Source organism: Streptococcus oralis subsp. dentisani (assembly GCF_003944205.1).
Classification (GTDB): Bacteria; Bacillota; Bacilli; order Lactobacillales; family Streptococcaceae; genus Streptococcus; species Streptococcus oralis_BH.
The window spans coordinates 105273-126476 of sequence record NZ_RJPH01000002.1 but is presented as its reverse complement, the minus strand read 5'-3'; the positions used below and the strand labels follow the sequence as shown (position 1 = coordinate 126476).

The following is a 21204-nucleotide window of genomic DNA, read 5'->3' as shown; positions in this document are numbered from 1 at the left end:
GATGAAAATCGGTGATAAGCTAAAGGGGCGTATTACAGGAATCCAGCCCTATGGTGCCTTTGTTGAGTTAGAGACAGGGGTGATTGGGTTGATTCACATCTCGGAGATTCGAACAGGATTTATCGAAAATATCTACGAAGTTTTGAAAATTGGTGAAGAAGTGCAAGTTCAGGTTGTTGATTTAGACGAATTTTCAGGTAAAGCCAGTCTATCTATTCGCACTCTGGAGGAAGAAAAACACCAACTACCAAGACGGAGACGTTTTTCAAATGATCGTATCAAGCACGGTTTTGCACCACTTGGGCGAATGATGCCAATCTGGACAAAGGAAGCCCTCAACAATCTGAGAGAGAAAAACTAGTCTATTAGATTTCGTATTTTTAAAATCAATATATGGAAGAACAATTATTAAAACCAGGAGAGCGCATCAATCAGCTCTTTTCGACAGATATCAAAATCATCCAAAACAAAGAGGTGTTTAGCTATTCGGTGGATAGTGTTCTCTTGTCGCGCTTTCCTCGCTTTCCTAAAAATGGCTTAATTGTGGATTTTTGTGCTGGCAATGGTGCAGTAGGACTTTTTGCAAGTAGTCGTACCAAGGCAAAAATTCTCTCTGTGGAGATTCAGGAGCGCTTGGCGGATATGGCAGAGCGTTCGGTTCAGTTGAATGGCTTGGAAGAGCAGATGCAGGTTATCTGCGATGATTTGAAAAATATGCCTGCTCATATCCAAGGAAGTAAGGTGGATATGATTTTGTGCAATCCGCCTTATTTCAAGGTGGATCCGCATTCTAATTTGAACGAAAGTGAACACTACCTTCTGGCCAGACACGAAATTACGACTAACCTGAAAGAAATTTGCCGTAGTGCTCAGAGTATTCTCAAGTCTAATGGCCGTTTAGCTATGGTTCATCGTCCTGATCGACTCTTGGATATCTTGGATATGCTTCAACGCCATAATTTGGCACCTAAGCGCCTGCAATTTGTCTATCCTAAACGTGAGAAGGAGGCCAATATGCTCTTAATCGAAGCTATCAAGGATGGATCGACCAGTGGCTTTAAGGTCTTGCCACCACTCATCGTTCACAATGATGATGGTTCTTATACACCAGAAATTCAAGAGATTTACTATGGATCATAAGGCCTATATGTATGTGGTGGAGTGTCGCGACGGTTCTTACTATACGGGCTATACAACGGATGTGAAGAGGCGCCTTGCCGTTCATAATAGTGGTAAGGGAGCCAAGTATACTCGAGCTCGCTTGCCAGTCAAACTCATCTATGTAGAGGGTTTTGCCAGTAAGGAAGAAGCCATGTCTGCCGAAGCTCTCCTCAAACGCAAGAAACGTCTACAGAAAGAACGATTTTTATCCGAAAATCAAGAGAAAAATCTAGTCAACCATATTGATGTCTAACGAGGAGTCTTTGGGCTCCTCTTACTTTTGTCAAAAGAGGAAAAAAGTGCTACAATAAGATGAATAAATTAAATGAGGTATTATCATGTCTAAGATTCTAGTATTTGGTCACCAAAATCCAGACTCAGATGCCATCGGGTCATCTGTAGCCTTTGCTTACCTTGCAAAAGAAGCTTATGGATTGGACACAGAAGCAGTTGCTCTCGGTACTCCAAACGAAGAAACAGCCTTCGTTTTGAACTATTTTGGTGTGAAAGCACCGCGTGTTATCACATCAGCTAAAGCAGAAGGTGCAGAACAAGTCATCTTGACTGACCACAATGAATTCCAACAGTCTGTATCAGACATCGCTGAAGTAGAAGTTTATGGTGTTGTGGACCATCACCGTGTGGCTAATTTTGAGACTGCCAGCCCACTCTACATGCGTTTGGAGCCAGTTGGATCAGCTTCATCTATCGTTTACCGCATGTTCAAAGAACACGGTGTAACAGTTCCTAAAGAAATCGCAGGATTGATGATTTCAGGTTTGATTTCAGATACTCTCCTTTTGAAATCTCCAACAACTCACCCATCTGATAAAGTGATTGCGCCTGAATTGGCTGAATTAGCAGGCGTGAACTTGGAAGAGTACGGTTTGGCTATGTTGAAGGCTGGTACTAACTTGGCAAGCAAATCTGCTGAAGAATTGATTGACATCGATGCTAAGACTTTTGAACTCAACGGAAATAAGGTTCGTGTTGCCCAAGTCAACACAGTTGATATTGCTGAAGTTTTGGAACGTCAAGCTGAAATCGAAGCAGCAATGCAAGCGGCTAATGCGGCAAACGGCTACTCTGACTTTGTTTTGATGATTACAGACATCGTAAACTCAAACTCAGAAATCCTTGCTCTTGGGTCAAACATGGACAAGGTCGAAGCAGCATTTAACTTCAAACTTGAAAACAACCACGCTTTCCTTCCAGGTGCTGTTTCACGTAAGAAACAAGTGGTACCTCAGTTGACTGAAAGCTTTAATGGCTAATAGCTTGAGTGATAATTGAAACGTGGAAACACTTGTTTCCATATAGCTAAAGGGGTTTCGGCTCCTTTTTTTCTAGGAGAGGAAGATGTTAGAAAATGGCGCTTTGATTTTTGTGAAGGACCTTTCAGACATGGGGCAGGCCATCCAGGCTTCCACTGGGAATTATAGTCATGTAGCCATCTTTTTGGATGGTTTGATTTTCCATGCTAGTGGGCAGGCAGGTGTTATCTGTCAAGAACCAGCTGATTTTTTTGAACCGACTCATCTCTACGATCTCTATACCTATCCAGAGATGGAAGCTGACTTGGTAAAGGAGAGAGCTAGCAAACATTTAGGTGCGCCCTATAATGCCTCGTTTTATCCAGATGGGGCTGGCTTTTACTGCTCCCAGTACATCGCAGAAATCCTGCCTATTTTTGAGACGATTCCGATGCAATTTGGGGACGGGGAGCAGGAGATTAGTGATTTTTGGAGGGAATATTACAGGAAACTCGAACTCCCTGTGCCTCTGAATCAACCAGGGACCAACCCCAGTCAACTAGCAGCATCTCCTCTTTTAGAATGTAAAGAAAGGAATCTTCATGATTCAGATTTTTAATCCATCTCGTTTGACTCGACAGCCATTTTTTATAGATTTGGTTGACTATCTGGACCAGCATGACGATGTGATCCTCCGAGAAATCAAGGCTCGGTTTCCAGATGTGGCAGTTGATAAACTCATGGAAGAGTATATAAAGGCAGGTTTGATCCGAAGGGAAAACAAACGTTATTCCCTCAATCTCCCTTTTCTAGAATCGATAGACAGTCTGGCCCTTGACCAAGAGATTTTTATCAGAGAGGACAGTCCAGTCTATCAAGCCTTGTTGGAGAAGACTTTTGAGACAGAATTGCGCAATCAAACCAATGCAGCCATTCTAGTCGAAAAGACGGACTTTGCAAGACAAAAAATGACCCTGTCTAATTATTTCTACAAGGTCAAATATCAGTATCCTTTGACAGAAAAACAGCTGGAACTCTATGCCATTTTGGGAGATGTCAATCCTGAGTACGCCCTCAAGTATATGACGACATTTTTACTGAAGTTTCTCAAAAAAGACCAGCTGATACAGAAACGTCGTGATATCTTTGTGGACAGTTTAGTCGTCTTGGGCTATGTAGTACAAAACGAAGAAGGGAAGTATGAGTTGGCCGTCGATTTTGACAAGGAGAGATTGTCTTTCTATTTACCTTAATTGCTTGCTTTTGAGCAGATTGTTTGACTTTACTAAAGAATAAGCATAAACTGAATGTAAGCGATAACGTATATCGTATTAAAAGCAAAGGAGACAGAGCTATGTCACTTGAAAATAAATTGGAACAAGCGACTGGTGCTATCAAAGAAGGATTTGGTAAAGTTACTGGCGATAGCAAGACAGAAGCAGAAGGTACTGTAGAAAAAACAGTTGCGAAAGCAAAAGAAGTTGCAGAAGATGCTAAAGGCGCTGTAGAAGGTGCCGTTGAAGGTCTTAAAAACTCATTTAAGAAAGAAGACTAAAAAATCAAGGGAAACATTCCCTTGATTTTTTTATAGATAACGTTCTGCGATGGCTGCGTCCCCAGGATAGTCTTCTTTCTTTCCTTGGACGATCTGGTAACAATCAGCTCCCTTACCTGCAATAATCACAGCATCGAGTTCTTGATTTGTGATGGCCATCGCTGCCTTGATAGCTTGTTCACGATCGGCAATCTTTTCAACAGGATGACTGATATAGCTGCTGATTTCTTCTGCAATGGCCATTGGATCTTCATAGTTGGGGTCATCCGCGGTTAGAAAGACTTGAATCTCAGGGTGTTGATTGAGGAGGAGGCCAAAGTCTTTGCGACGACTTTCACCCTTGTTTCCAGTCGAACCGAGAACCAGAGCAATCTTTCCAGTTTGATGGGTTTCAACAACAGAAATCAGTTTTTTCAGACTATCACCATTGTGGGCGTAGTCGATGAAGACCTTGGCACCATTTTTCTGTGTGAGGACTTCCATACGTCCTGGGACGCGGGTTGCAGCGATTCCTTTTTTGATATCCTCCAGACTAGCACCTAGACGAAGACAGGCAAGTCCTGCAGCAACGGCATTTTCTTGGTTAAAGTGGCCGATGAGTTGGATATCATAATCACCAGCGAGTTTACCTGTAGCGGAAAAGCTAAAGGCTTTGGAGTTCTCGATTTGGTTACTTGACTGGCTACCATAGAAGTCATGTTCTTGATCTTCCACTTGTTCTTTCAATACAGAAAAGTGGTCCATGTCGCTATTAATGACAACTGCTCGGCTATTTTTCATCAAGAGACGTTTGTGATAGAAGTAGTCTTCAAAGCTAGGATGCTCAATCGGACCGATATGGTCAGGAGTGATGTTAAGAAAGACACCTACATCAAAGGTCAGGCCATAGACTCGATGAACAAGATAGGCTTGGCTAGAAACTTCCATTACGAGATGGGTTCTACCATTTTTAACAGCCTGAGCCATCATGTCGAAGAGATCGATACTTTCTGGAGTTGTAAGGGCAGACTTAAAGAAGGTCTTACCATCTAAGGTTGTATTCATGGTTGACAGCATAGCTGGGCGATGGTGTTGAGCTAAGATGTTATAGGCAAAATAGGCTGCAGTTGTCTTACCCTTGGTTCCTGTGAAGGCGAGAATTTTGAGTTTCTCTTGTGGATTACCATAAAACTCCATAGCAATCAAACTCATGGCTTTCTTAATATCGTTCACAACGATGACAGGGATACCGACTTCGTAGTCTTGCTCAGCTACATACCATCCGAGACCTTGTGTAATAGCAGAGGTAAGAAATTCTTTTTTAAAGGCAGCGCCTTTTGCAAAAAAAAGAGTACCTTCTTTAACTTTACGACTGTCGTAACTGATACTATCAAAAACAACTTCACTGTAGTTGTAGTGGTAATAACCTTGGTCAATAATCTCACGAAAAAGGCCATCTTTCTTTAGTATATCTAATACGGTTTCAATCTTAATCATACTTTCTATTATAAACTTCAAGCCCGAATTTTACAAGTAACAAGGAAAAGTTTATAATGGAAAATAAGGAACTTTTCCTAGTTATCAAAATTGAATGAGGAAGCTATGTCTAACGAAAACAATCACCAGCAAGCCCAGATGTTGCGAGGGACTGCTTGGCTAACAGCTAGTAACTTTATTAGTCGCCTCCTTGGGGCTATCTACATTATTCCCTGGTATATCTGGATGGGGACCTATGCTGCCAAAGCAAATGGTCTCTTTACCATGGGTTATAATATTTACGCCTGGTTCTTGCTGATTTCGACAGCGGGTATCCCAGTTGCGGTCGCCAAACAAGTGGCTAAGTACAATACCATGCGAGAAGAAGAGCATAGCTTTGCCTTGATTCGGAGTTTCCTAAGCTTTATGACGGGCTTGGGCTTAGTCTTTGCCTTGGTCTTGTATCTCTTTTCTCCCTGGTTAGCAGATTTATCAGGTGTGGGGAAAGACCTGATTCCCATCATGCAGAGCTTGGCTTGGGCGGTCTTGATTTTCCCGTCTATGAGTGTCATTCGAGGTTTCTTCCAAGGGATGAATAACCTGAAACCCTATGCTATGAGTCAAATCGCCGAGCAGGTGATCCGTGTTATCTGGATGTTGATGGCGACCTTCTTCATTATGAAGTTGGGTTCTGGTGACTACTTATCGGCCGTTACCCAATCGACTTTTGCGGCCTTTGTGGGGATGGTGGCTAGTTTTGCAGTTTTGATCTATTTCCTTGCCCAAGAAGGTTTGCTCAAAAGAGTATTTGAAACACGGGATAAGATCAATAGTAAGCGACTCTTAGTCGATACTATCAAGGAAGCCATTCCCTTTATCCTAACAGGATCAGCCATTCAGCTCTTCCAAATATTGGACCAGATGACCTTTATCAATAGCATGACCTGGTTTACCAACTACAGCAATGAAGACTTGGTTGTCATGTTTTCTTATTTCTCTGCCAATCCGAATAAAATTACTATGATTTTAATCTCTGTGGGAGTTTCGATTGGAAGTGTTGGTTTGCCACTTTTGACGGAAAATTATGTTAAAGGTGATTTGAGAGCTGCTGCTCGTCTTGTCCAAGATAGTCTAACCATGCTCTTTATGTTTCTCTTACCAGCAACGGTTGGAGTCGTCATGGTGGGGGAGCCTCTCTATACAGTTTTTTATGGTAAGCCAGATAGTCTGGCCATGGGCTTGTTTGTCTTTGCGGTTTTACAGTCTACTATTTTAGGCTTGTATATGGTCTTGTCTCCTATGCTTCAGGCCATGTTCCGAAACCGCAAGGCAGTTCTTTACTTTGTCTATGGATCAATTGCTAAGCTAGTCTTGCAGTTACCAGCTATTGCCATTTTCCATAGTTACGGTCCCTTGATCTCAACGACCATCGGTCTCATCATTCCAAATGTTCTGATGTACCGGGATATTTGTCAGGTGACTGGTGCACGTCGTAAGATTATCTTAAAACGGACAATTTTGATTATGATTTTGACAATGGTCATGTTTATCTTAGTTGGTTTTCTACAGTGGATTTTAGGATTTTTCTTCCAACCAACGGGACGCTTCTGGAGTTTCCTTTATGTAGCCCTCATCGGAGGTCTCGGGGGAGGACTCTATGGTTTAATGAGTCTTGGCACTCACCTATTGGATAAGGTTATTGGGAAACCTCAAGCAGACCGCCTACGAGCAAGATTTAAACGATCTTAACAAACTAGATTTATAAATAAAAGGAATGCTGGCCCTTTGTTAAGTATCTGGGTTGGCTGACACATAAATTAAAATCCCTAGAATCAGTTGTTCTAGGGATTTATTGGGGTGTGAGCATGATTAACTCTACAATCATAGCGATATAGAGGACTAAGGTAAGGAGAAAACCTGCTCTCCAGAAGAATTTGATGAATTTAGGATAATAAAAACTTCGTTTTTTGACGAGGAAAAAGACTACTAGGAGGATGGCTAGGAGAGAAAGTGCAACACCAAGTCGCGGTAAAAAGTTGTGGATAAAGACTTTAGCAGTGATAAGATAATACTCAAATACCAAAAGTGGAAAGGCTAAATCCGCAAAATTCAGTCCTAGTTTTTTCAGTTTAAAAAGTTTTGTTACAATGATGGAGACCACGAGGGTTAATACCAACAATAAAGTAGCTGCTATTTTCATTAAAATCATACCCATATTGTATCATAAAAAACCGCTAAAGGAAATGAGAAATAAGGGAATTTGTAGGAAAGTCAAGCTTTTGAGATTGTGGGTGTTTTTTGTTATAATGAAAGTTATGAAATCTTATAATACCTTGAATGATTATTATCGAAAACTTTTTGGAGAAAAGACTTTCAAAGTTCCTATCGATGCGGGTTTTGACTGTCCTAATCGCGATGGAACTGTGGCTCATGGGGGCTGTACCTTTTGTACGGTTTCTGGTTCTGGAGATGCCATCGTGGCACCGGATGCCCCTATCCGTGAGCAATTTTATAAGGAAATTGACTTTATGCATCGCAAATGGCCAGATGTTCAGAAGTATCTAGTTTATTTCCAAAACTTTACCAACACCCATGAAAAGGTGGAAGTGATTCGGGAGCGATATGAGCAGGCTATCAACGAGCCAGGTGTAGTAGGGATCAATATCGGAACACGGCCAGACTGTTTACCCGATGAAACCATCGAATATTTGGCTGAGTTGTCGGAACGCATGCATGTGACGGTAGAATTGGGCCTGCAGACCACTTATGAAGCAACCTCTGACCTGATTAACCGTGCCCATTCTTATGAATTGTACGTGGAAACGGTCAAGCGCTTGAGGAAATATCCCAAGATTGAGATTGTTTCCCATTTGATCAACGGGCTGCCTGGGGAAACTCATGAGATGATGGTTGAAAATGTTCGTCGCTGTGTTACGGACAATGATATTCAAGGAATTAAACTGCACTTGCTTCACCTCATGACCAATACACGGATGCAGCGAGATTATCACGAAGGACGTTTGCAACTGATGAGTCAGGATGAGTATGTCAAGGTGATTTGTGACCAACTGGAAATCATTCCCAAGCATATCGTCATCCACCGAATCACGGGAGATGCGCCTAGAGATAGGTTGATAGGTCCCATGTGGAGCCTCAATAAATGGGAAGTACTAAATGCTATTGAAACTGAAATGAGACGCCGCGGAAGTGTTCAAGGATGCAAGGTTGTAAAACAGGAGTTTGAAAATGAAAAGACCACTTGAGATGGCACATGATTTTTTGGCTGAGGTTGTGACTCAGAATGATATCGTAGTGGATGCAACCATGGGCAATGGCCATGATACCCTTTTTTTAGCCAAGCTAGCCAAGCAAGTCTATGCCTTTGATATCCAGGAGCAGGCTTTGGAGAATACACAAGAGCGTTTGGATCAGGCTGGAATGACAAATGCCCAGTTAATCTTGCAAGGTCACGAGACACTTGATCAATTTGTGACAGAAGCTAAGGCAGGGATTTTTAATCTGGGTTATTTGCCTTCTGCTGACAAATCCGTTATCACCCAACCTCAGACTACCATTGAAGCATTAGAAAAACTGTGTCAGTTGCTTGTCAAAGGGGGACGGATTGCGATCATGATCTACTATGGTCATGAAGGAGGAGATACTGAGAGGGATGCTGTATTGGATTTTGTTAGCCAGTTGAACCAACAAGAGTATACAGCGGCCATTTATCGAACCCTCAACCAAGTCAACAATCCTCCGTTTTTAGTTATGATTGAAAAATTAGAAAGATATAGACATGGATAAACAATACCTTCGTGAGAAGCTTGAGGCAATGCGCCAAAATTTTGTCGAGTCAACGCATCACGAGCGAGCAGTCGGAGTGCTCGACGAAGCACATATGAGCAAGAAAATGCTTAAAATCAAGAAAAAATTAGTGGCTCTTGAAATGGAACGATGTCAGAAAAAAATTGAGCACAAAGACTGTTCCAAGATTGATCAGAAGATCCAAGAGCAGAAGGAGATGTTTGAATTTTGTTGTAAAAAAGACTAAGGAGGGTCTAGATGACACTACTAATTTACCTGATTCTATTTTTATTAGTCTTAATCGTTTCAACTACGACCAATAAACTTTTGCCTTTTTTGCCCCTCCCCCTTGTACAAATCCTTTTGGGGCTTGGCATTGGTCTTTTTTTGCCCAATACTGACTTTCATCTCAATACAGAGCTGTTTCTTGCCATAGTTATTGGCCCCTTACTTTTCCGAGAGGCAGAAGAAGCCGATATTACGTCCATTTTGAAGCACTGGCGGATTGTTGTCTTTCTGATTTTTCCTGTGATTTTTGTCTCGACCTTAAGCTTGGGGGGCATGGCTCACTTCCTTTGGATCAGTCTTCCTTTGGCTGCCTGTTTAGCAGTTGGAGCGGCACTTGGGCCAACAGATTTGGTTGCCTTTGCGTCTCTTTCTGAGCGTTTTCGTTTTCCAAAACGGGTATCCAATATTCTCAAAGGAGAAGGACTTCTAAATGATGCTTCGGGCTTGGTAGCCTTTCGGGTGGCACTGGCTGCATGGACAACTGGCGCTTTTTCCCTCAGTCAGGCTGGAACATCCCTAGCGCTTTCGATCCTTGGTGGTTTTGCAGTCGGTTTTGTGACGGCAATGATCAATCGTTTCTTGCATACATTTTTACTGAGTGTGCGAGCGACTGATATAGCGAGTGAACTCTTGCTTGAACTGAGTTTGCCTCTCATGACCTTCTTTATCGCTGAAGAAATCCATGTTTCAGGGATTATCGCAGTTGTAGTTGCAGGGATTTTGAAGGCCAGTCGTTTCAAAAAAATCACGCTCCTCGAAGCTCAGGTAGATACTGTTACAGATACGGTTTGGCATACCGTGACCTTTATGCTCAATGGTTCTGTCTTTGTCATCTTGGGAATGGAATTAGAGTTGATTGCAGAGCCGATTCTGTCTAATTCTCTCTACAATCCCTTTCTTTTACTGCTTTCAGTTGTCGTGCTGACCTTCTTGCTCTTTGCGATCCGCTTTGTCATGATTGCTGGTTTTTACTTTGTGAGGACGCGTCGACTTAAGAAAAAAATTCATAAGTACATGAAAGATATGCTTCTTTTAACCTTCTCTGGTGTTAAAGGGACAGTATCTATCGCGACCATTCTCCTCATACCAAGTCATTTAGAGCAGGAATATCCTCTGTTGCTCTTCCTTGTAGCAGGCGTTACACTATTGAGCTTTTTAACGGGTTTGCTGGTTCTCCCTCACTTATCTGAGGAACAAGAGGAAAGCAAGGATCACTTGATGCATATAGCGATTTTGAATGATGTAGCTACAGAATTAGAAAAAGAGCTAGACCATCACAAGAACAAACTTCCTCTGTATGCAGCTATTGACAATTACCATGGTCGGATTGAAAACCTCATCCTTAGTCAGGAAAATAAGAGAGCTCAAGAGGATTGGGAGGCTTTAAAACTCCTCATCTTGAGTATCGAAAGCGATGGTTTGGAGCAGGCTTACGAGGAAGGGAAAATCGGTGAGCGTGGTTATCAAGTTTATCAACGCTATCTGAAAAATATGGAGCAGAGTATCAATCGCAAGGTGGCTTCTCGCCTAACATATTACTTCCTTGTGTCGCTCCGTATCTTGCGTTTTCTCCTGCATGAATTGCTGACCTTTGGCCAAACCTTTCGTAGTTGGAATGACAAGGAGCAACGTCGCCTTCGAGCTATTGATTATGATCAAATATCTGAACTCTATCTGGAAAATACGGAGTTGATTATCGAAAGTTTGGAAAACCTCAAGGGGGTTTACAAGAGTTCTCTGATTAGTTTTATGCAAGAGTCTCGTCTGCGCGAGACGGCCATTATCGGAAGTGGTGCCTTTGTCGAACGTGTTATCAATCGTATTAAACCAAACAATATCGATGAAATGCTAAGAGGTTACTACCTAGAACGTAAGTTAATCTTTGAATACGAAGAGAAGAAATTGATTACGGCTAAGTATGCCAAGAAATTACGGCAAAATGTCAACAATCTTGAGAATTATTCTCTAAAAGAAGCCGCAAATACCCTACCCTATGATATGATGGAATTAGTCAGAAGAAATTAGTTTAGAAAATCAACTTGTATTAGGAGGATGGAACATGAAAAAGTGGTGGAAAGAGCTGATGGAACGGCCCTTGTTGAAAGCTTTTTTGCATTATTATCAAGCATCTGATAGTGAGTTGACCAGTGTTGCGGTTGCCTACTATTGGTTGGTTTCAATCTTCCCCTTGCTGATGATAGTGGTCAATATTTTGCCCTATTTTCAAATTCCGATTTCAAATTTTTTGCTCACCATCAAGGAATTTGTGCCGGATACGGTCTATGATGTGGTCGCAAAGATTGCCCGAGAAGTCTTGACTCAACCATCGACTGGTTTGCTGAGTTTTGCAGTCTTGTCTGCCCTTTGGACCTTCTCGAAATCAATGGATTTCCTCCAAAAAGCTTTTAATAAGGCCTATGGAGTGGCCAAGAGCCGAGGTATTATCTCCCATCAATTGATGAGTTTACTCGTCAGCTTTGGCTTGCAAATTCTTTTTGCCCTAGCCTTATTTTTGAGTATGTTTGGGCGTATGTTGCTCAACCTGCTCAAAACTTACTGGCAATCAGACAGTCCTTTCTTTGATTACCTACAGGACTTTACAGGCCCTTTGATTTATGCCTTGCTCTTTGCCATCTTGGTCATGCTCTACTATTTCCTTCCAAATGTCAGAGTTCCTCGTATTCGCTACGTTTTTCCTGGTAGTATCTTTGTTTTGCTGACTCTTGTCTTTCTTTTGAATATTTTTTCTGTCTATTTCAATAACTATGTCAACCATCTAGTCGACGTCCGATTTTTCAGCTCCATTATCGTGGTGGTGATGATGTTCTGGTTTATTCTCATTGCAAAGATTTTGATTATCGGAGCAGTTATCAATGCCAGTGTACAGAGTTTAAAAGATCCAAAGTTTCGTGATAACACATTCTTTTTAAAAAATGAAGAATAAAAAAAGACGCTTTGAAAACAAAGTGTCTTTTTGTTGCATTTGCAATAAAAATGTGCTATTCTATCATCATAGATGCGAGAGGAGGAAACATGTCGTTATTACGCGAAATCGGAGTTATAGCCCGTGCCCTAGATTCTATTGCTAATATTGAGTTTCGTGATATTGAACTAGCTCGTGGGCAATACCTTTATTTAGTACGAATCAAGGAGAATCCAGGAATCATTCAAGAAGCCTTGTCGGATTTACTGAAGGTTGACCGTTCGACAGTTGCTCGTTCAGTAAAAAAACTGGAAGAAAAGGGGTTAATAAAACAAGGAATGACCAGTACAAATCGGAAAAATAAAGAGTGGTTTGTCACTGAAAAAGGAGATGCACTTTATCCTTTTATCCTTGCTGAACATCACTATTCAGAGAATTCTGCCCTAAAAGGATTTTCTAGGGAAGAGGCCAGGGAACTGGAGAGCCTACTAATTCGGGTTAGAAAAAATATTACAAGTGATTGGGATATGGTCAAAAAAGGCCAGAAAAGAAATTATTTATAATAAGAGGTGAAAGATGAAAGTTATCGTTGAAAATGAATTTTGGAGCTTGTTTCCAGAAGCACAGATTAGCGTTTTAGTAGTAAAGGGATTAGATAATACAGTTGATGAAAGCAAGGATCCCTATTTCAAAACCTTGCTAGATAAGGGAGCTAAACGAGCTGAGGATTTCATTTCGGATGAGAATTTTACTCAGAATGATGTTATTCAAGAATGGCGTCAGGCTTTCAGCAAGTTCAAAACGAAAAAGGGAGCACGCTCCTCTATAGAAGCTCTGCTTAAAAGGATCAGTCAGGGAAGGGAGTTTAATCCCATCAATCCCTTAGTAGACATCTATAATAGTGTCTCTCTATCTTATGCCGTTCCCTGTGGTGGCGAGGATGTGAACAAGATTGTAGGCAATCTTCATCTTGGTCAGGCCAAGGGAGGAGAACCTTTCTTTCCACTAGGAGCTGAAAACGATGCTCCTGCACTTCCAGAAGAGCTGATCTATTATGATGATGAGGGAGCGGTTTGTCGTTGTCTCAACTGGAGAGAGGCACAGAGAACCATGTTGACGGAAGAGACAAAGGATGCTGTCTTAGTGATTGAAGCGATCAATGCTGAACAGGCAAGACGTGCTCGGGCTGCCATGGAAGAATTACAGGACTTGGTAAAGGACTACTTTGGTGTTCAAGGCAAACTGATTCATTTAACTTCTGAGTTCCCAGAAATTACACTTTAAACAGAAATAGCCCTGTCATCTCTTAGGAATAAACTATCCTAAAGAAATGACGGAGCTATTTTTAATAGATAAACATGGCATCACCAAAACTAAAGAAACGGTAGCGTTCTTGAATAGCGTGCTGGTAAGCATCTAGGACCAAGTCACGGCCTGCAAAGGCAGAAACCAACATGACGAGAGTTGATTTTGGCAGATGGAAGTTGGTTGAAAAAGCATCGACAACCTTCCATTGGTAACCTGGTTTGATAAAGATATTGGTCCAGCCAGAATCTGCTTGGATTTGCCCATCAAACTTGGAACCGATGGTTTCCAGTGTGCGGATCGAAGTAGTTCCAACAGCGATAACACGACCTCCATTTTCCTTGACAGAGCGAAGGGTGGCTGCGGCTTCATCAGAAAGTTGGTAGAACTCTGAGTGCATTTCGTGTTCGTCCAGATTGTCCACAGAAACAGGTCTAAAAGTTCCTAAACCAACGTGGAGAGTCAAATAAACCAAATGGACACCCTTGGCTTGGATTTCTGCTAGCAGTTCTCTGGTGAAGTGGAGGCCAGCAGTCGGTGCTGCAGCAGAGCCACTTTCCTTAGCGTAGACGGTTTGATAACGTTCACGGTCATCCAGTTTTTCATGGATGTAGGGTGGTAGTGGCATTTCACCTAGACTTTCCAAGACTTCTAGAAAAATTCCTTGGTATTCGAAGCGGACAATGCGGCCTCCGTGGGTCAATTCTTCCGTAACGACAGCGCTGAGGCGACCATCGCCAAAGTTGACACGAGTGCCAACCTTGAGGCGTTTGGCAGGTTTAGCCAGAACTTCCCACTCATCACCACTAGTATTTTTGAGTAGGAGAAGTTCCACATGGCCTCCTGTCTTTTCTTTTTGGCCATAGAGGCGGGCAGGAAGAACGCGGGTGTCATTCATAACGAGTGCATCTCCAGGTTCCAGCATATCAATAATGGAGTGGAAGTGTTTATCCTGCATTTCTCCCGTCTCACGGTTTACGATGAGAAGCTTGGAGGCATCTCGTTTTTCAAGTGGCGTTTGGGCAATCAATTCCTCAGGCAAGTGGAAATCAAAATCAGCTGTATTCATTTTTTTCATCATTCTTTCTAAGTTCTAATCTTATCCATTATAACACGTTTCAAGTTTGGGCGCTCTTTTTTTAGAAATTAAATCGTTTTCACTTGACAAAAATTGGTCTATACCATATAATAAATATAGATTAAAACGGAGGATGAAAAGATGAAAGTCATTAAAGTTGAAAATCAAGTCGAAGGTGGAAAAGTAGCTTTTGAGATTTTGAAGGAAAAATTGGCCAATGGCGCTCAAACATTAGGACTTGCGACAGGGAGCAGTCCACTTGAGTTTTACAAGGAAATCGTTGAGAGTGACCTTGATTTTTCAAATCTAACCAGTGTCAACCTTGATGAGTATGTGGGACTTGACGGAGACAATCCTCAGTCTTACCGTCACTTTATGCAAGAACACTTATTCAACCAAAAACCATTTAAAGAAAGCTTCTTGCCTCGTGGGATTAAGGACAATGCTGAAGAAGAAGTTGAACGCTACAATCAAATTTTGGCTGACCATCCTGTTGATTTACAAATCTTGGGAATTGGTCGCAATGGACATATCGGCTTTAATGAGCCTGGTACTCCATTTGACAGTCAAACGCATCTAGTAGAGCTTGACCAGTCTACAATCGAAGCCAATGCTCGCTTCTTTGACAAGATTGAAGATGTTCCAACTCAAGCCATTTCAATGGGAATTAAAAATATCTTGGATGCTAAGTCAATTATTCTCTTTGCTTACGGTGAGTCTAAAGCAGAGGCCATTGCTGGCACAGTATCAGGCCCAGTGACTGAGAATCTCCCAGCAAGCAGTCTACAAAACCACCCTGATGTGACCATTATCGCTGATGCAGAAGCGCTCAGCCTGCTTGAAAAATAAAAATTACACGAACCACTTGCTCTTTGGAGTGAGTGGCTTTTTACTTCAAATATTCACTATCCTGCTAAAGTGGTATAATATAGCTATACGGGGAGGCCCAAACTTTGATTTATATAATCGGTTTTATTTGTTTTTTACTTTTAATGTTTCTGTTTAGTCGCTTAATTCAGCAATCAAAGAATCCTTCAGGCTTTCTAGGAAAACGAATGATGAAATTGTGGAATCGAGCCTATCTCCCCATGTTTGTATGGGCAATTCGTCATCTGGATAGAACATTTTACCCTGTAATCTTAGATGTAGGAGTTGGGAATGGTCGTTCAACCATCTTGCTGAAAGAAACTTTTCCGCAAAGTACCATAACTGGAATCGATATTTCAGATACTGCAATAGCTCAAGCCAAACAGGTAGAGATAACTAATCTAAATTTTGAACGAAGAGACGTTAGGGAGACAGGCTTTTCTGATGAAAGTTTTGATTTGATTACAGCTTTTCAAACACATTTTCATTGGCAGGATCTAGAGGCTTCTTTTATGGAACTTCGAAGAATACTCAAATCAGACGGGATGCTCTTACTGGCTTGTGAATATAACAAGTTGTCTTACTTTTTACCAAAGGTTCAAAGCGAAGAAGCATTTAGACGATTCTTGTTATCAGTAGGGTTTGAGCTCGTAACTAGTCAAAGAAAGGGATCATGGATCCTTTATAAAATTGTTAAAAATTAATGGAGGTACAATCATGAAACAGTTATTTTTATGTTCATACTTTGCTGGAGTTAAAAATCTTTTTAGCGATTATGGAAAGGAAAAGAATCTAGAAAACAAGGTTTTATTTATTCCTACCGCTGGGAACAAAGAGGATTATACTGCCTATATCGATGAGGCTCAGCAAACATTCAAAGATTTAGGATTTGAGATAGAGGTTTTAGATATCGCTTCTTGTGATCGAGAAACTGCACAGGCAAAGATTTTCCAAAGCAAAATTCTTTATATCTCTGGCGGGAATACATTTTATTTATTACAAGAATTAAAGAAAAAACAACTCCTATCTCTTATCAAAGAACAAATAAGAGATGGGCTGATCTATGTGGGAGAATCAGCAGGGGCTATCATTACCGCCAAGGATATTGACTACAATAAGCTCATGGACGACAAGACGGTAGCGAAAGAGTTATCGGATACAACGGGATTGGATGAAGTGGAGTTTTACATCCTTCCACATTATGGTGAGGAGCCTTTTACTGATAGTAGCAAGAAGACCTTTGAAACCTATAAAAATCAGCTCGACTTAATGCGAATGAACAATTCACAAGCTGTTATTGTAAATGATAAAGAAATAAAAGTTGTTTCTGAACAGGATTAAAATAATTTTTTTCGCTATTATGACATCTATTCTAATACGTTGTCCCTTTTAAAAAGAAAAGGGAAGATAATATAAGTTTATGGCAGTTTTCCCTTGACAAATATTCATTTTGCGTGTAAAATGGAATAAATCTTGAACTTGAAGGGAGTGAAAAAAATGTCTAAAACAGTAGTACGTAAGAATGAATCTCTTGACGATGCACTTCGTCGTTTCAAACGTGCGGTTACTAAAGCTGGTACTCTTCAAGAAACACGCAAACGTGAATTCTATGAAAAACCTTCTGTAAAACGTAAACGTAAATCAGAAGCAGCTCGTAAACGTAAAAAATTCTAATTAGAAATGAAAGGCTAGACTTGTCTAGTCTTTTTCTTTTAAATAAATACTGTAAATCTTGCAAAAAAAGGAAACTTCCAACTACAATTTGATATAATAGTAGGGAGAACTCGATTGAAGGAGGAAATTATGTCAGTTTTAGTAAGAGAAGTCATTGAAAAACTCAGACTAGACATTGTATACGGCGAGGGCGAATTGCTTGAAAAAGAAATCAACACAGCGGACATTTCTCGACCAGGTCTTGAAATGACAGGCTATTTTGATTACTATACTCCAGAGCGACTTCAACTGTTGGGGATGAAGGAGTGGTCTTATCTGGTCGCTATGTCTTCTCACAACCGTTATAAAGTCTTGACCAAGATGTTTCAACCGAAAACGCCAGCGGTCATTGTTGCGCGTGGTTTGGTGATTCCAGAGGAGATGTTGAGAGCTGCTAGGGAATGTAAGATTGCCATTTTAACCAGTCGTACAGCCACTAGTCGCTTGTCGGGAGAGTTATCTAGCTACCTTGATTCCCGTTTAGCTGAACGGACTAGTGTACATGGTGTCTTGATGGACATTTATGGCATGGGTGTCTTGATCCAAGGGGATAGTGGTATCGGTAAGAGTGAGACGGGTCTCGAGCTTGTGAAACGCGGACACCGTTTGGTAGCAGATGACCGTGTGGATATCTTTGCTAAGGATGAAATGACCCTTTGGGGAGAGCCCGCTGAAATTTTGAAGCATTTGCTTGAGATTCGTGGAGTGGGGATTATCGATGTGATGAGTCTCTACGGAGCAAGCGCTGTAAAAGATTCTTCACAAGTTCAGCTGGCAGTCTATTTGGAAAATTACGATACCCAAAAGACTTTTGATCGTCTAGGAAACAATGCCGAAGAATTAGAAGTTTCTGGTGTGACTATTCCACGTATTCGTATCCCAGTAAAAACAGGACGCAATATCTCAGTTGTTATTGAGGCAGCAGCTATGAACTATCGCGCTAAGGAAATGGGCTTTGATGCGACGCGTTTATTTGAAGAACGCTTGACAAATCTAATCGCTCAAAATGAGGTGAAAGATGATTAATCCAGTCGCATTTGAAATTGGTCCCTTTGCTATTCGTTGGTATGCTTTGTGTATTGTGGCTGGATTGGTCTTGGCTGTCTACCTTGCCATGAAAGAAGCTCCTAAAAAGAAAATTCTATCAGATGATATTTTGGATTTTATCCTGATTGCTTTTCCAGTTGCTATTTTAGGTGCTAGACTATACTACGTACTCTTTCGCTTAGATTATTATCTGCAAAATCCAGGTGAAATCATTGCCATCTGGAATGGTGGTTTGGCCATTTATGGAGGTTTGATAGCAGGGGCTATTGTTCTTTATATCTTTGCAGATAGAAAGCTGATTAATACTTGGGATTTCTTAGATATTGCAGCACCGAGCGTCATGATTGCCCAGAGTTTAGGACGCTGGGGGAACTTCTTTAACCAAGAAGCCTACGGTGCAGCGGTAGATAGTCTGGATTATTTGCCGGGCTTCATCCGTGACCAGATGTACATTGATGGTAGCTACCGTCAGCCTACCTTCCTATATGAGTCGGTTTGGAATCTAATTGGATTTGCTTTGATTCTAATTTTTAGAAGAAAATTGAAGGGAATCAGACGCGGTCATATCACTGCTTTCTACTTGATTTGGTATGGCTTTGGCCGTATGATCATCGAAGGGATGCGGACGGATAGTCTTATGTTCTTTGGACTGCGGGTGTCCCAATGGTTATCAGTTGTCCTCATTGGACTAGGTGTTTACATCATACTTTATCAAAATCGAAAGAAAGCCCCTTTCTATCATACTGAGGAGGAAAACTAAATGTTAGAAGTTGCTTATATTCTTGTTGCCATTGCTTTGATTGTCTGTTTAGTCTATTTGACAATCACGATTCAAAAAGCAGGTCGTATGATTGATGAGACAGAGAAAACCATCAAAACATTGAGCTCAGATGTGAACGTTACCTTGCATCAGACCAATGAATTGTTGGTTAAGGTCAATGTGTTGGCAGACGATATCAATATCAAAGTTGCGACGATTGATCCACTCTTTACAGCTGTAGCGGACTTGTCAGAATCAGTATCTGACCTCAACCAACATGCGCGTGTCTTAGGTAAAAAAGCCTCATCAGCTGGTTCAAAGACCATTAAGACAGGTGCAGGATTATCTGCACTCCGTGTCGCAAGTAAATTTTTCAAAAAATAAAAAAGGAGAATCTTATGGGAAAACTATCCTCAATCCTTTTAGGAACTGTTTCAGGTGCAGCTCTTGCTTTGTTTTTGACGAGTGACAAGGGCAAGCAAGTTTGTAGTCAAGCTCAGGATTTTCTAGATGATTTGAGAGAAGATCCAGAATATGCTAGAGAGCAGGTTTGTGAGAAACTAACTGAAGTGAAGGAACAGGCAAGGGACTTTGTGCTGAAAACAAAGGAACAAGTAGAATCTGGTGAAATCACTTTTGATAGTGTCCTTGACCAAGCCAAAACATGTGCTCGACAAGCAACAGAAGCGTCAAAGGAAACCTTTAACAATCTCAAGGAGCAGTGGCAAGAACAGTCTGATGTCTCAGAAGACGAAGAAGAAATCATCATCGATATTACTGAAGTATAAGGTATAACCATCTCTGATTTTTGGAGATGGTGATTTTTATCTACAACCAGTCTTTGTGGTATAATAAATACTATGCAGAAAAAACCAACGTCAGCCTATGTGCATATCCCCTTTTGCACACAGATTTGTTATTATTGTGACTTTTCAAAAGTTTTTATTAAAAATCAGCCAGTAGATAGTTATCTGGAGCATTTGCTAGAAGAGTTTCGTTCTTATGATATCCAAAAGTTGCGAACCCTCTACATTGGAGGTGGGACGCCAACGGCTTTGTCAGCTCCGCAATTAGAGGTGCTCTTGGATGGCTTGACTAAAAATCTAGACTTGTCTGTCTTGGAAGAGTTGACCATTGAGGCCAACCCAGGCGATTTGGACGCGGATAAGATTGCGGTTTTGAAACAGTCGCCAGTCAATCGTGTTTCCTTGGGTGTGCAGACTTTTGATGACAAAATGCTGAAAAAGATTGGGCGTAGTCACTTGGAGAAGGATATTTATGAGAATATCGACCGCCTCAAACTGGCCGGTTTTGACAATATCTCCATCGACCTAATCTACGCTCTACCTGGTCAAACTATGGCTCAGGTCAAGGACAATGTAGCTAAGGCTATCTCGCTTGATATTCCTCATATGAGCCTTTATAGCTTGATTTTGGAAAACCATACGGTCTTTATGAACCGCATGAGACGTGGGAAATTGCCCCTGCCCAAGGAGGAACTGGAAGCGGAGATGTTTGAGTACATCATCGCAGAACTGGAGCGAGCTGGTTTTGAGCATTATGAGATTTCCAATTTCTCTAAACCCGGATTTGAAAGTCGCCACAATCTCATGTACTGGGACAATGCCGAGTATTATGGTATCGGTGCGGGTGCTTCAGGTTATGTGGACGGGGTGCGTTATAAAAACCACGGTCCTATCCGCCACTATCTCAATGCAGTAGAGGCAGGGAATGCTCGGATTACAGAAGAACACCTGAGTCAAAGGGAGCAGATGGAAGAAGAAATGTTCCTAGGACTCCGGAAAAAATCCGGGGTTTCCATGACACGATTTGAGGAAAAATTTGGACGGTCCTTTGATGGACTTTATGGCGAAATCATCAGAGACTTGGTTCAACAAGGCCTCATGCAGATAGATGGAGATCGTGTCCGAATGACAAAGAGAGGTCTCTTTTTAGGAGACACTGTAGCAGAACGATTTATTTTGGAGTAGAACA

General features: G+C 41.4%; 27 protein-coding genes. 24 read left to right on the top strand and 3 right to left on the bottom strand.

Annotated features, from left to right (window positions below; genetic code table 11):
* Position 1: 1 nt before the first annotated feature.
* The 7 genes from D8805_RS02470 to D8805_RS02440 all read left to right on the top strand — a co-directional run bounded on the left by D8805_RS02470 (position 2) and on the right by D8805_RS02440 (position 3969).
* The gene (locus D8805_RS02470; RefSeq protein ID WP_038805977.1) at positions 2-361 is read left to right on the top strand and encodes a S1 RNA-binding domain-containing protein; all 360 of its coding nucleotides are present in this window, start codon (positions 2-4) and stop codon (positions 359-361) included.
* 32 nt (positions 362-393) lie between these two features.
* Entirely contained in the window at positions 394-1140 is a 747-nt protein-coding gene (locus D8805_RS02465) for a tRNA1(Val) (adenine(37)-N6)-methyltransferase (protein WP_125415309.1), read from the top strand.
* The gene (locus D8805_RS02460) at positions 1130-1414 is read left to right on the top strand and encodes a GIY-YIG nuclease family protein (RefSeq protein ID WP_084849159.1); all 285 of its coding nucleotides are present in this window, start codon (positions 1130-1132) and stop codon (positions 1412-1414) included. Before D8805_RS02465 ends, D8805_RS02460 begins: the two co-directional genes overlap by 11 nt.
* An 85-nt stretch (positions 1415-1499) precedes the next feature.
* Positions 1500-2435 carry a manganese-dependent inorganic pyrophosphatase gene (locus D8805_RS02455; RefSeq protein ID WP_125415308.1) on the top strand — a complete coding sequence of 312 codons (936 nt, stop codon included), beginning with the start codon at positions 1500-1502 and terminating at the stop codon, positions 2433-2435.
* Between the two features lie 85 nt (positions 2436-2520).
* On the top strand, positions 2521-3033 hold the full coding sequence (locus D8805_RS02450; RefSeq protein WP_125415307.1) for a YiiX/YebB-like N1pC/P60 family cysteine hydrolase: 513 nt from the start codon (positions 2521-2523) through the stop codon (positions 3031-3033).
* A complete protein-coding gene (locus tag D8805_RS02445) occupies positions 3017-3667 on the top strand; it encodes a DUF1803 domain-containing protein (protein ID WP_125415306.1) in 651 nt (216 codons plus the stop codon). The genes D8805_RS02450 and D8805_RS02445 overlap by 17 nt, the downstream gene beginning before the upstream one ends.
* Before the next feature lie 101 nt (positions 3668-3768).
* A complete protein-coding gene (locus D8805_RS02440) occupies positions 3769-3969 on the top strand; it encodes a CsbD family protein (protein WP_125415305.1) in 201 nt (66 codons plus the stop codon).
* Between the two features lie 30 nt (positions 3970-3999).
* Here D8805_RS02440 and D8805_RS02435 read toward each other — a convergent pair whose 3' ends face one another.
* Positions 4000-5445 (bottom strand): UDP-N-acetylmuramoyl-L-alanyl-D-glutamate--L-lysine ligase, encoded by a 1446-nt coding sequence (locus D8805_RS02435; protein ID WP_125415304.1) that lies wholly within the window; start codon positions 5443-5445, stop codon positions 4000-4002.
* Positions 5446-5550: 105 nt separating this feature from the next.
* On the opposite strand from D8805_RS02435, the gene D8805_RS02430 reads away from it, so the two are divergent.
* A complete protein-coding gene (locus D8805_RS02430) occupies positions 5551-7173 on the top strand; it encodes a putative polysaccharide biosynthesis protein (RefSeq protein ID WP_125415303.1) in 1623 nt (540 codons plus the stop codon).
* A 100-nt stretch (positions 7174-7273) separates the two neighbouring features.
* Here the strand turns inward: D8805_RS02430 and D8805_RS02425 are convergent, their stop codons facing one another.
* Positions 7274-7639: a DUF3397 family protein gene (locus tag D8805_RS02425; RefSeq protein WP_125415302.1), complete on the bottom strand. Its 366-nt coding sequence runs from the start codon at positions 7637-7639 to the stop codon at positions 7274-7276.
* A gap of 91 nt (positions 7640-7730) precedes the next feature.
* Between D8805_RS02425 and D8805_RS02420 the strand changes: the two genes are divergently transcribed.
* The 7 genes from D8805_RS02420 (at position 7731) to D8805_RS02390 (ending at position 13723) form a co-directional block, all read left to right on the top strand.
* A complete protein-coding gene (locus D8805_RS02420; protein ID WP_125415301.1) occupies positions 7731-8687 on the top strand; it encodes a TIGR01212 family radical SAM protein in 957 nt (318 codons plus the stop codon).
* Positions 8671-9228 (top strand): tRNA (mnm(5)s(2)U34)-methyltransferase, encoded by a 558-nt coding sequence (locus tag D8805_RS02415; RefSeq protein WP_185774558.1) that lies wholly within the window; start codon positions 8671-8673, stop codon positions 9226-9228. Before D8805_RS02420 ends, D8805_RS02415 begins: the two co-directional genes overlap by 17 nt.
* A complete protein-coding gene (locus D8805_RS02410; protein WP_000361095.1) occupies positions 9221-9475 on the top strand; it encodes a hypothetical protein in 255 nt (84 codons plus the stop codon). Before D8805_RS02415 ends, D8805_RS02410 begins: the two co-directional genes overlap by 8 nt.
* Positions 9476-9486: 11 nt before the next feature.
* Complete coding sequence (locus tag D8805_RS02405; protein ID WP_125415299.1) at positions 9487-11541, top strand: cation:proton antiporter; 2055 nt, start codon at positions 9487-9489, stop codon at positions 11539-11541.
* Positions 11542-11575: 34 nt separating this feature from the next.
* On the top strand, positions 11576-12460 hold the full coding sequence (locus D8805_RS02400; protein ID WP_125415298.1) for a YihY/virulence factor BrkB family protein: 885 nt from the start codon (positions 11576-11578) through the stop codon (positions 12458-12460).
* An 89-nt stretch (positions 12461-12549) separates the two neighbouring features.
* Positions 12550-13002, top strand: a complete 453-nt coding sequence (locus D8805_RS02395; protein ID WP_125415297.1) for a MarR family winged helix-turn-helix transcriptional regulator — start codon at positions 12550-12552, stop codon at positions 13000-13002.
* 13 nt (positions 13003-13015) lie between these two features.
* Positions 13016-13723 (top strand): B3/B4 domain-containing protein, encoded by a 708-nt coding sequence (locus D8805_RS02390; RefSeq protein WP_125415296.1) that lies wholly within the window; start codon positions 13016-13018, stop codon positions 13721-13723.
* 61 nt (positions 13724-13784) lie between these two features.
* Here D8805_RS02390 and queA read toward each other — a convergent pair whose 3' ends face one another.
* The gene (queA, locus tag D8805_RS02385; protein WP_125415393.1) at positions 13785-14813 is read right to left on the bottom strand and encodes a tRNA preQ1(34) S-adenosylmethionine ribosyltransferase-isomerase QueA; all 1029 of its coding nucleotides are present in this window, start codon (positions 14811-14813) and stop codon (positions 13785-13787) included.
* 150 nt (positions 14814-14963) lie between these two features.
* Here queA and D8805_RS02380 point away from each other — a divergent pair, with 150 nt between their 5' ends.
* From D8805_RS02380 to hemW, 9 genes are all read left to right on the top strand, one after another.
* Complete coding sequence (locus D8805_RS02380; RefSeq protein ID WP_045617420.1) at positions 14964-15671, top strand: glucosamine-6-phosphate deaminase; 708 nt, start codon at positions 14964-14966, stop codon at positions 15669-15671.
* Positions 15672-15775: 104 nt separating this feature from the next.
* Positions 15776-16393, top strand: coding sequence for a class I SAM-dependent methyltransferase (locus D8805_RS02375; protein ID WP_084972530.1), 618 nt, complete (start codon positions 15776-15778; stop codon positions 16391-16393).
* A gap of 13 nt (positions 16394-16406) precedes the next feature.
* The gene (locus tag D8805_RS02370) at positions 16407-17030 is read left to right on the top strand and encodes a Type 1 glutamine amidotransferase-like domain-containing protein (RefSeq protein WP_084972529.1); all 624 of its coding nucleotides are present in this window, start codon (positions 16407-16409) and stop codon (positions 17028-17030) included.
* Positions 17031-17186: 156 nt separating this feature from the next.
* Positions 17187-17363, top strand: coding sequence for a 30S ribosomal protein S21 (gene rpsU / locus D8805_RS02365; RefSeq protein ID WP_000048054.1), 177 nt, complete (start codon positions 17187-17189; stop codon positions 17361-17363).
* Positions 17364-17492: 129 nt separating this feature from the next.
* Positions 17493-18428, top strand: a complete 936-nt coding sequence (gene hprK, locus D8805_RS02360) for an HPr(Ser) kinase/phosphatase (protein ID WP_162279178.1) — start codon at positions 17493-17495, stop codon at positions 18426-18428.
* Positions 18421-19209, top strand: coding sequence for a prolipoprotein diacylglyceryl transferase (gene lgt, locus D8805_RS02355; protein ID WP_125415294.1), 789 nt, complete (start codon positions 18421-18423; stop codon positions 19207-19209). Before hprK ends, lgt begins: the two co-directional genes overlap by 8 nt.
* The gene (locus tag D8805_RS02350) at positions 19210-19593 is read left to right on the top strand and encodes a DUF948 domain-containing protein (RefSeq protein ID WP_000895033.1); all 384 of its coding nucleotides are present in this window, start codon (positions 19210-19212) and stop codon (positions 19591-19593) included. It begins immediately after the preceding gene.
* 14 nt (positions 19594-19607) lie between these two features.
* A complete protein-coding gene (locus D8805_RS02345; RefSeq protein ID WP_125415293.1) occupies positions 19608-19997 on the top strand; it encodes a YtxH domain-containing protein in 390 nt (129 codons plus the stop codon).
* A 72-nt stretch (positions 19998-20069) separates the two neighbouring features.
* Positions 20070-21200, top strand: coding sequence for a radical SAM family heme chaperone HemW (gene hemW, locus D8805_RS02340; protein WP_125415292.1), 1131 nt, complete (start codon positions 20070-20072; stop codon positions 21198-21200).
* Positions 21201-21204 lie beyond the last annotated feature (4 nt).

Coding starts and splice junctions, on each gene's coding strand:
- D8805_RS02470 (WP_038805977.1), top strand. CDS start 2: ATGAAAATCGGTGATAAGCTAAAGGGGCGTATTACAGGAATCCAGCCC.
- D8805_RS02465 (WP_125415309.1), top strand. CDS start 394: ATGGAAGAACAATTATTAAAACCAGGAGAGCGCATCAATCAGCTCTTT.
- D8805_RS02460 (WP_084849159.1), top strand. CDS start 1,130: ATGGATCATAAGGCCTATATGTATGTGGTGGAGTGTCGCGACGGTTCT.
- D8805_RS02455 (WP_125415308.1), top strand. CDS start 1,500: ATGTCTAAGATTCTAGTATTTGGTCACCAAAATCCAGACTCAGATGCC.
- D8805_RS02450 (WP_125415307.1), top strand. CDS start 2,521: ATGTTAGAAAATGGCGCTTTGATTTTTGTGAAGGACCTTTCAGACATG.
- D8805_RS02445 (WP_125415306.1), top strand. CDS start 3,017: ATGATTCAGATTTTTAATCCATCTCGTTTGACTCGACAGCCATTTTTT.
- D8805_RS02440 (WP_125415305.1), top strand. CDS start 3,769: ATGTCACTTGAAAATAAATTGGAACAAGCGACTGGTGCTATCAAAGAA.
- D8805_RS02435 (WP_125415304.1), bottom strand. CDS start 5,445: ATGATTAAGATTGAAACCGTATTAGATATACTAAAGAAAGATGGCCTT.
- D8805_RS02430 (WP_125415303.1), top strand. CDS start 5,551: ATGTCTAACGAAAACAATCACCAGCAAGCCCAGATGTTGCGAGGGACT.
- D8805_RS02425 (WP_125415302.1), bottom strand. CDS start 7,639: ATGGGTATGATTTTAATGAAAATAGCAGCTACTTTATTGTTGGTATTA.
- D8805_RS02420 (WP_125415301.1), top strand. CDS start 7,731: ATGAAAGTTATGAAATCTTATAATACCTTGAATGATTATTATCGAAAA.
- D8805_RS02415 (WP_185774558.1), top strand. CDS start 8,671: ATGAAAAGACCACTTGAGATGGCACATGATTTTTTGGCTGAGGTTGTG.
- D8805_RS02410 (WP_000361095.1), top strand. CDS start 9,221: ATGGATAAACAATACCTTCGTGAGAAGCTTGAGGCAATGCGCCAAAAT.
- D8805_RS02405 (WP_125415299.1), top strand. CDS start 9,487: ATGACACTACTAATTTACCTGATTCTATTTTTATTAGTCTTAATCGTT.
- D8805_RS02400 (WP_125415298.1), top strand. CDS start 11,576: ATGAAAAAGTGGTGGAAAGAGCTGATGGAACGGCCCTTGTTGAAAGCT.
- D8805_RS02395 (WP_125415297.1), top strand. CDS start 12,550: ATGTCGTTATTACGCGAAATCGGAGTTATAGCCCGTGCCCTAGATTCT.
- D8805_RS02390 (WP_125415296.1), top strand. CDS start 13,016: ATGAAAGTTATCGTTGAAAATGAATTTTGGAGCTTGTTTCCAGAAGCA.
- queA (WP_125415393.1), bottom strand. CDS start 14,813: ATGAATACAGCTGATTTTGATTTCCACTTGCCTGAGGAATTGATTGCC.
- D8805_RS02380 (WP_045617420.1), top strand. CDS start 14,964: ATGAAAGTCATTAAAGTTGAAAATCAAGTCGAAGGTGGAAAAGTAGCT.
- D8805_RS02370 (WP_084972529.1), top strand. CDS start 16,407: ATGAAACAGTTATTTTTATGTTCATACTTTGCTGGAGTTAAAAATCTT.
- rpsU (WP_000048054.1), top strand. CDS start 17,187: ATGTCTAAAACAGTAGTACGTAAGAATGAATCTCTTGACGATGCACTT.
- hprK (WP_162279178.1), top strand. CDS start 17,493: ATGTCAGTTTTAGTAAGAGAAGTCATTGAAAAACTCAGACTAGACATT.
- lgt (WP_125415294.1), top strand. CDS start 18,421: ATGATTAATCCAGTCGCATTTGAAATTGGTCCCTTTGCTATTCGTTGG.
- D8805_RS02350 (WP_000895033.1), top strand. CDS start 19,210: ATGTTAGAAGTTGCTTATATTCTTGTTGCCATTGCTTTGATTGTCTGT.
- D8805_RS02345 (WP_125415293.1), top strand. CDS start 19,608: ATGGGAAAACTATCCTCAATCCTTTTAGGAACTGTTTCAGGTGCAGCT.
- hemW (WP_125415292.1), top strand. CDS start 20,070: ATGCAGAAAAAACCAACGTCAGCCTATGTGCATATCCCCTTTTGCACA.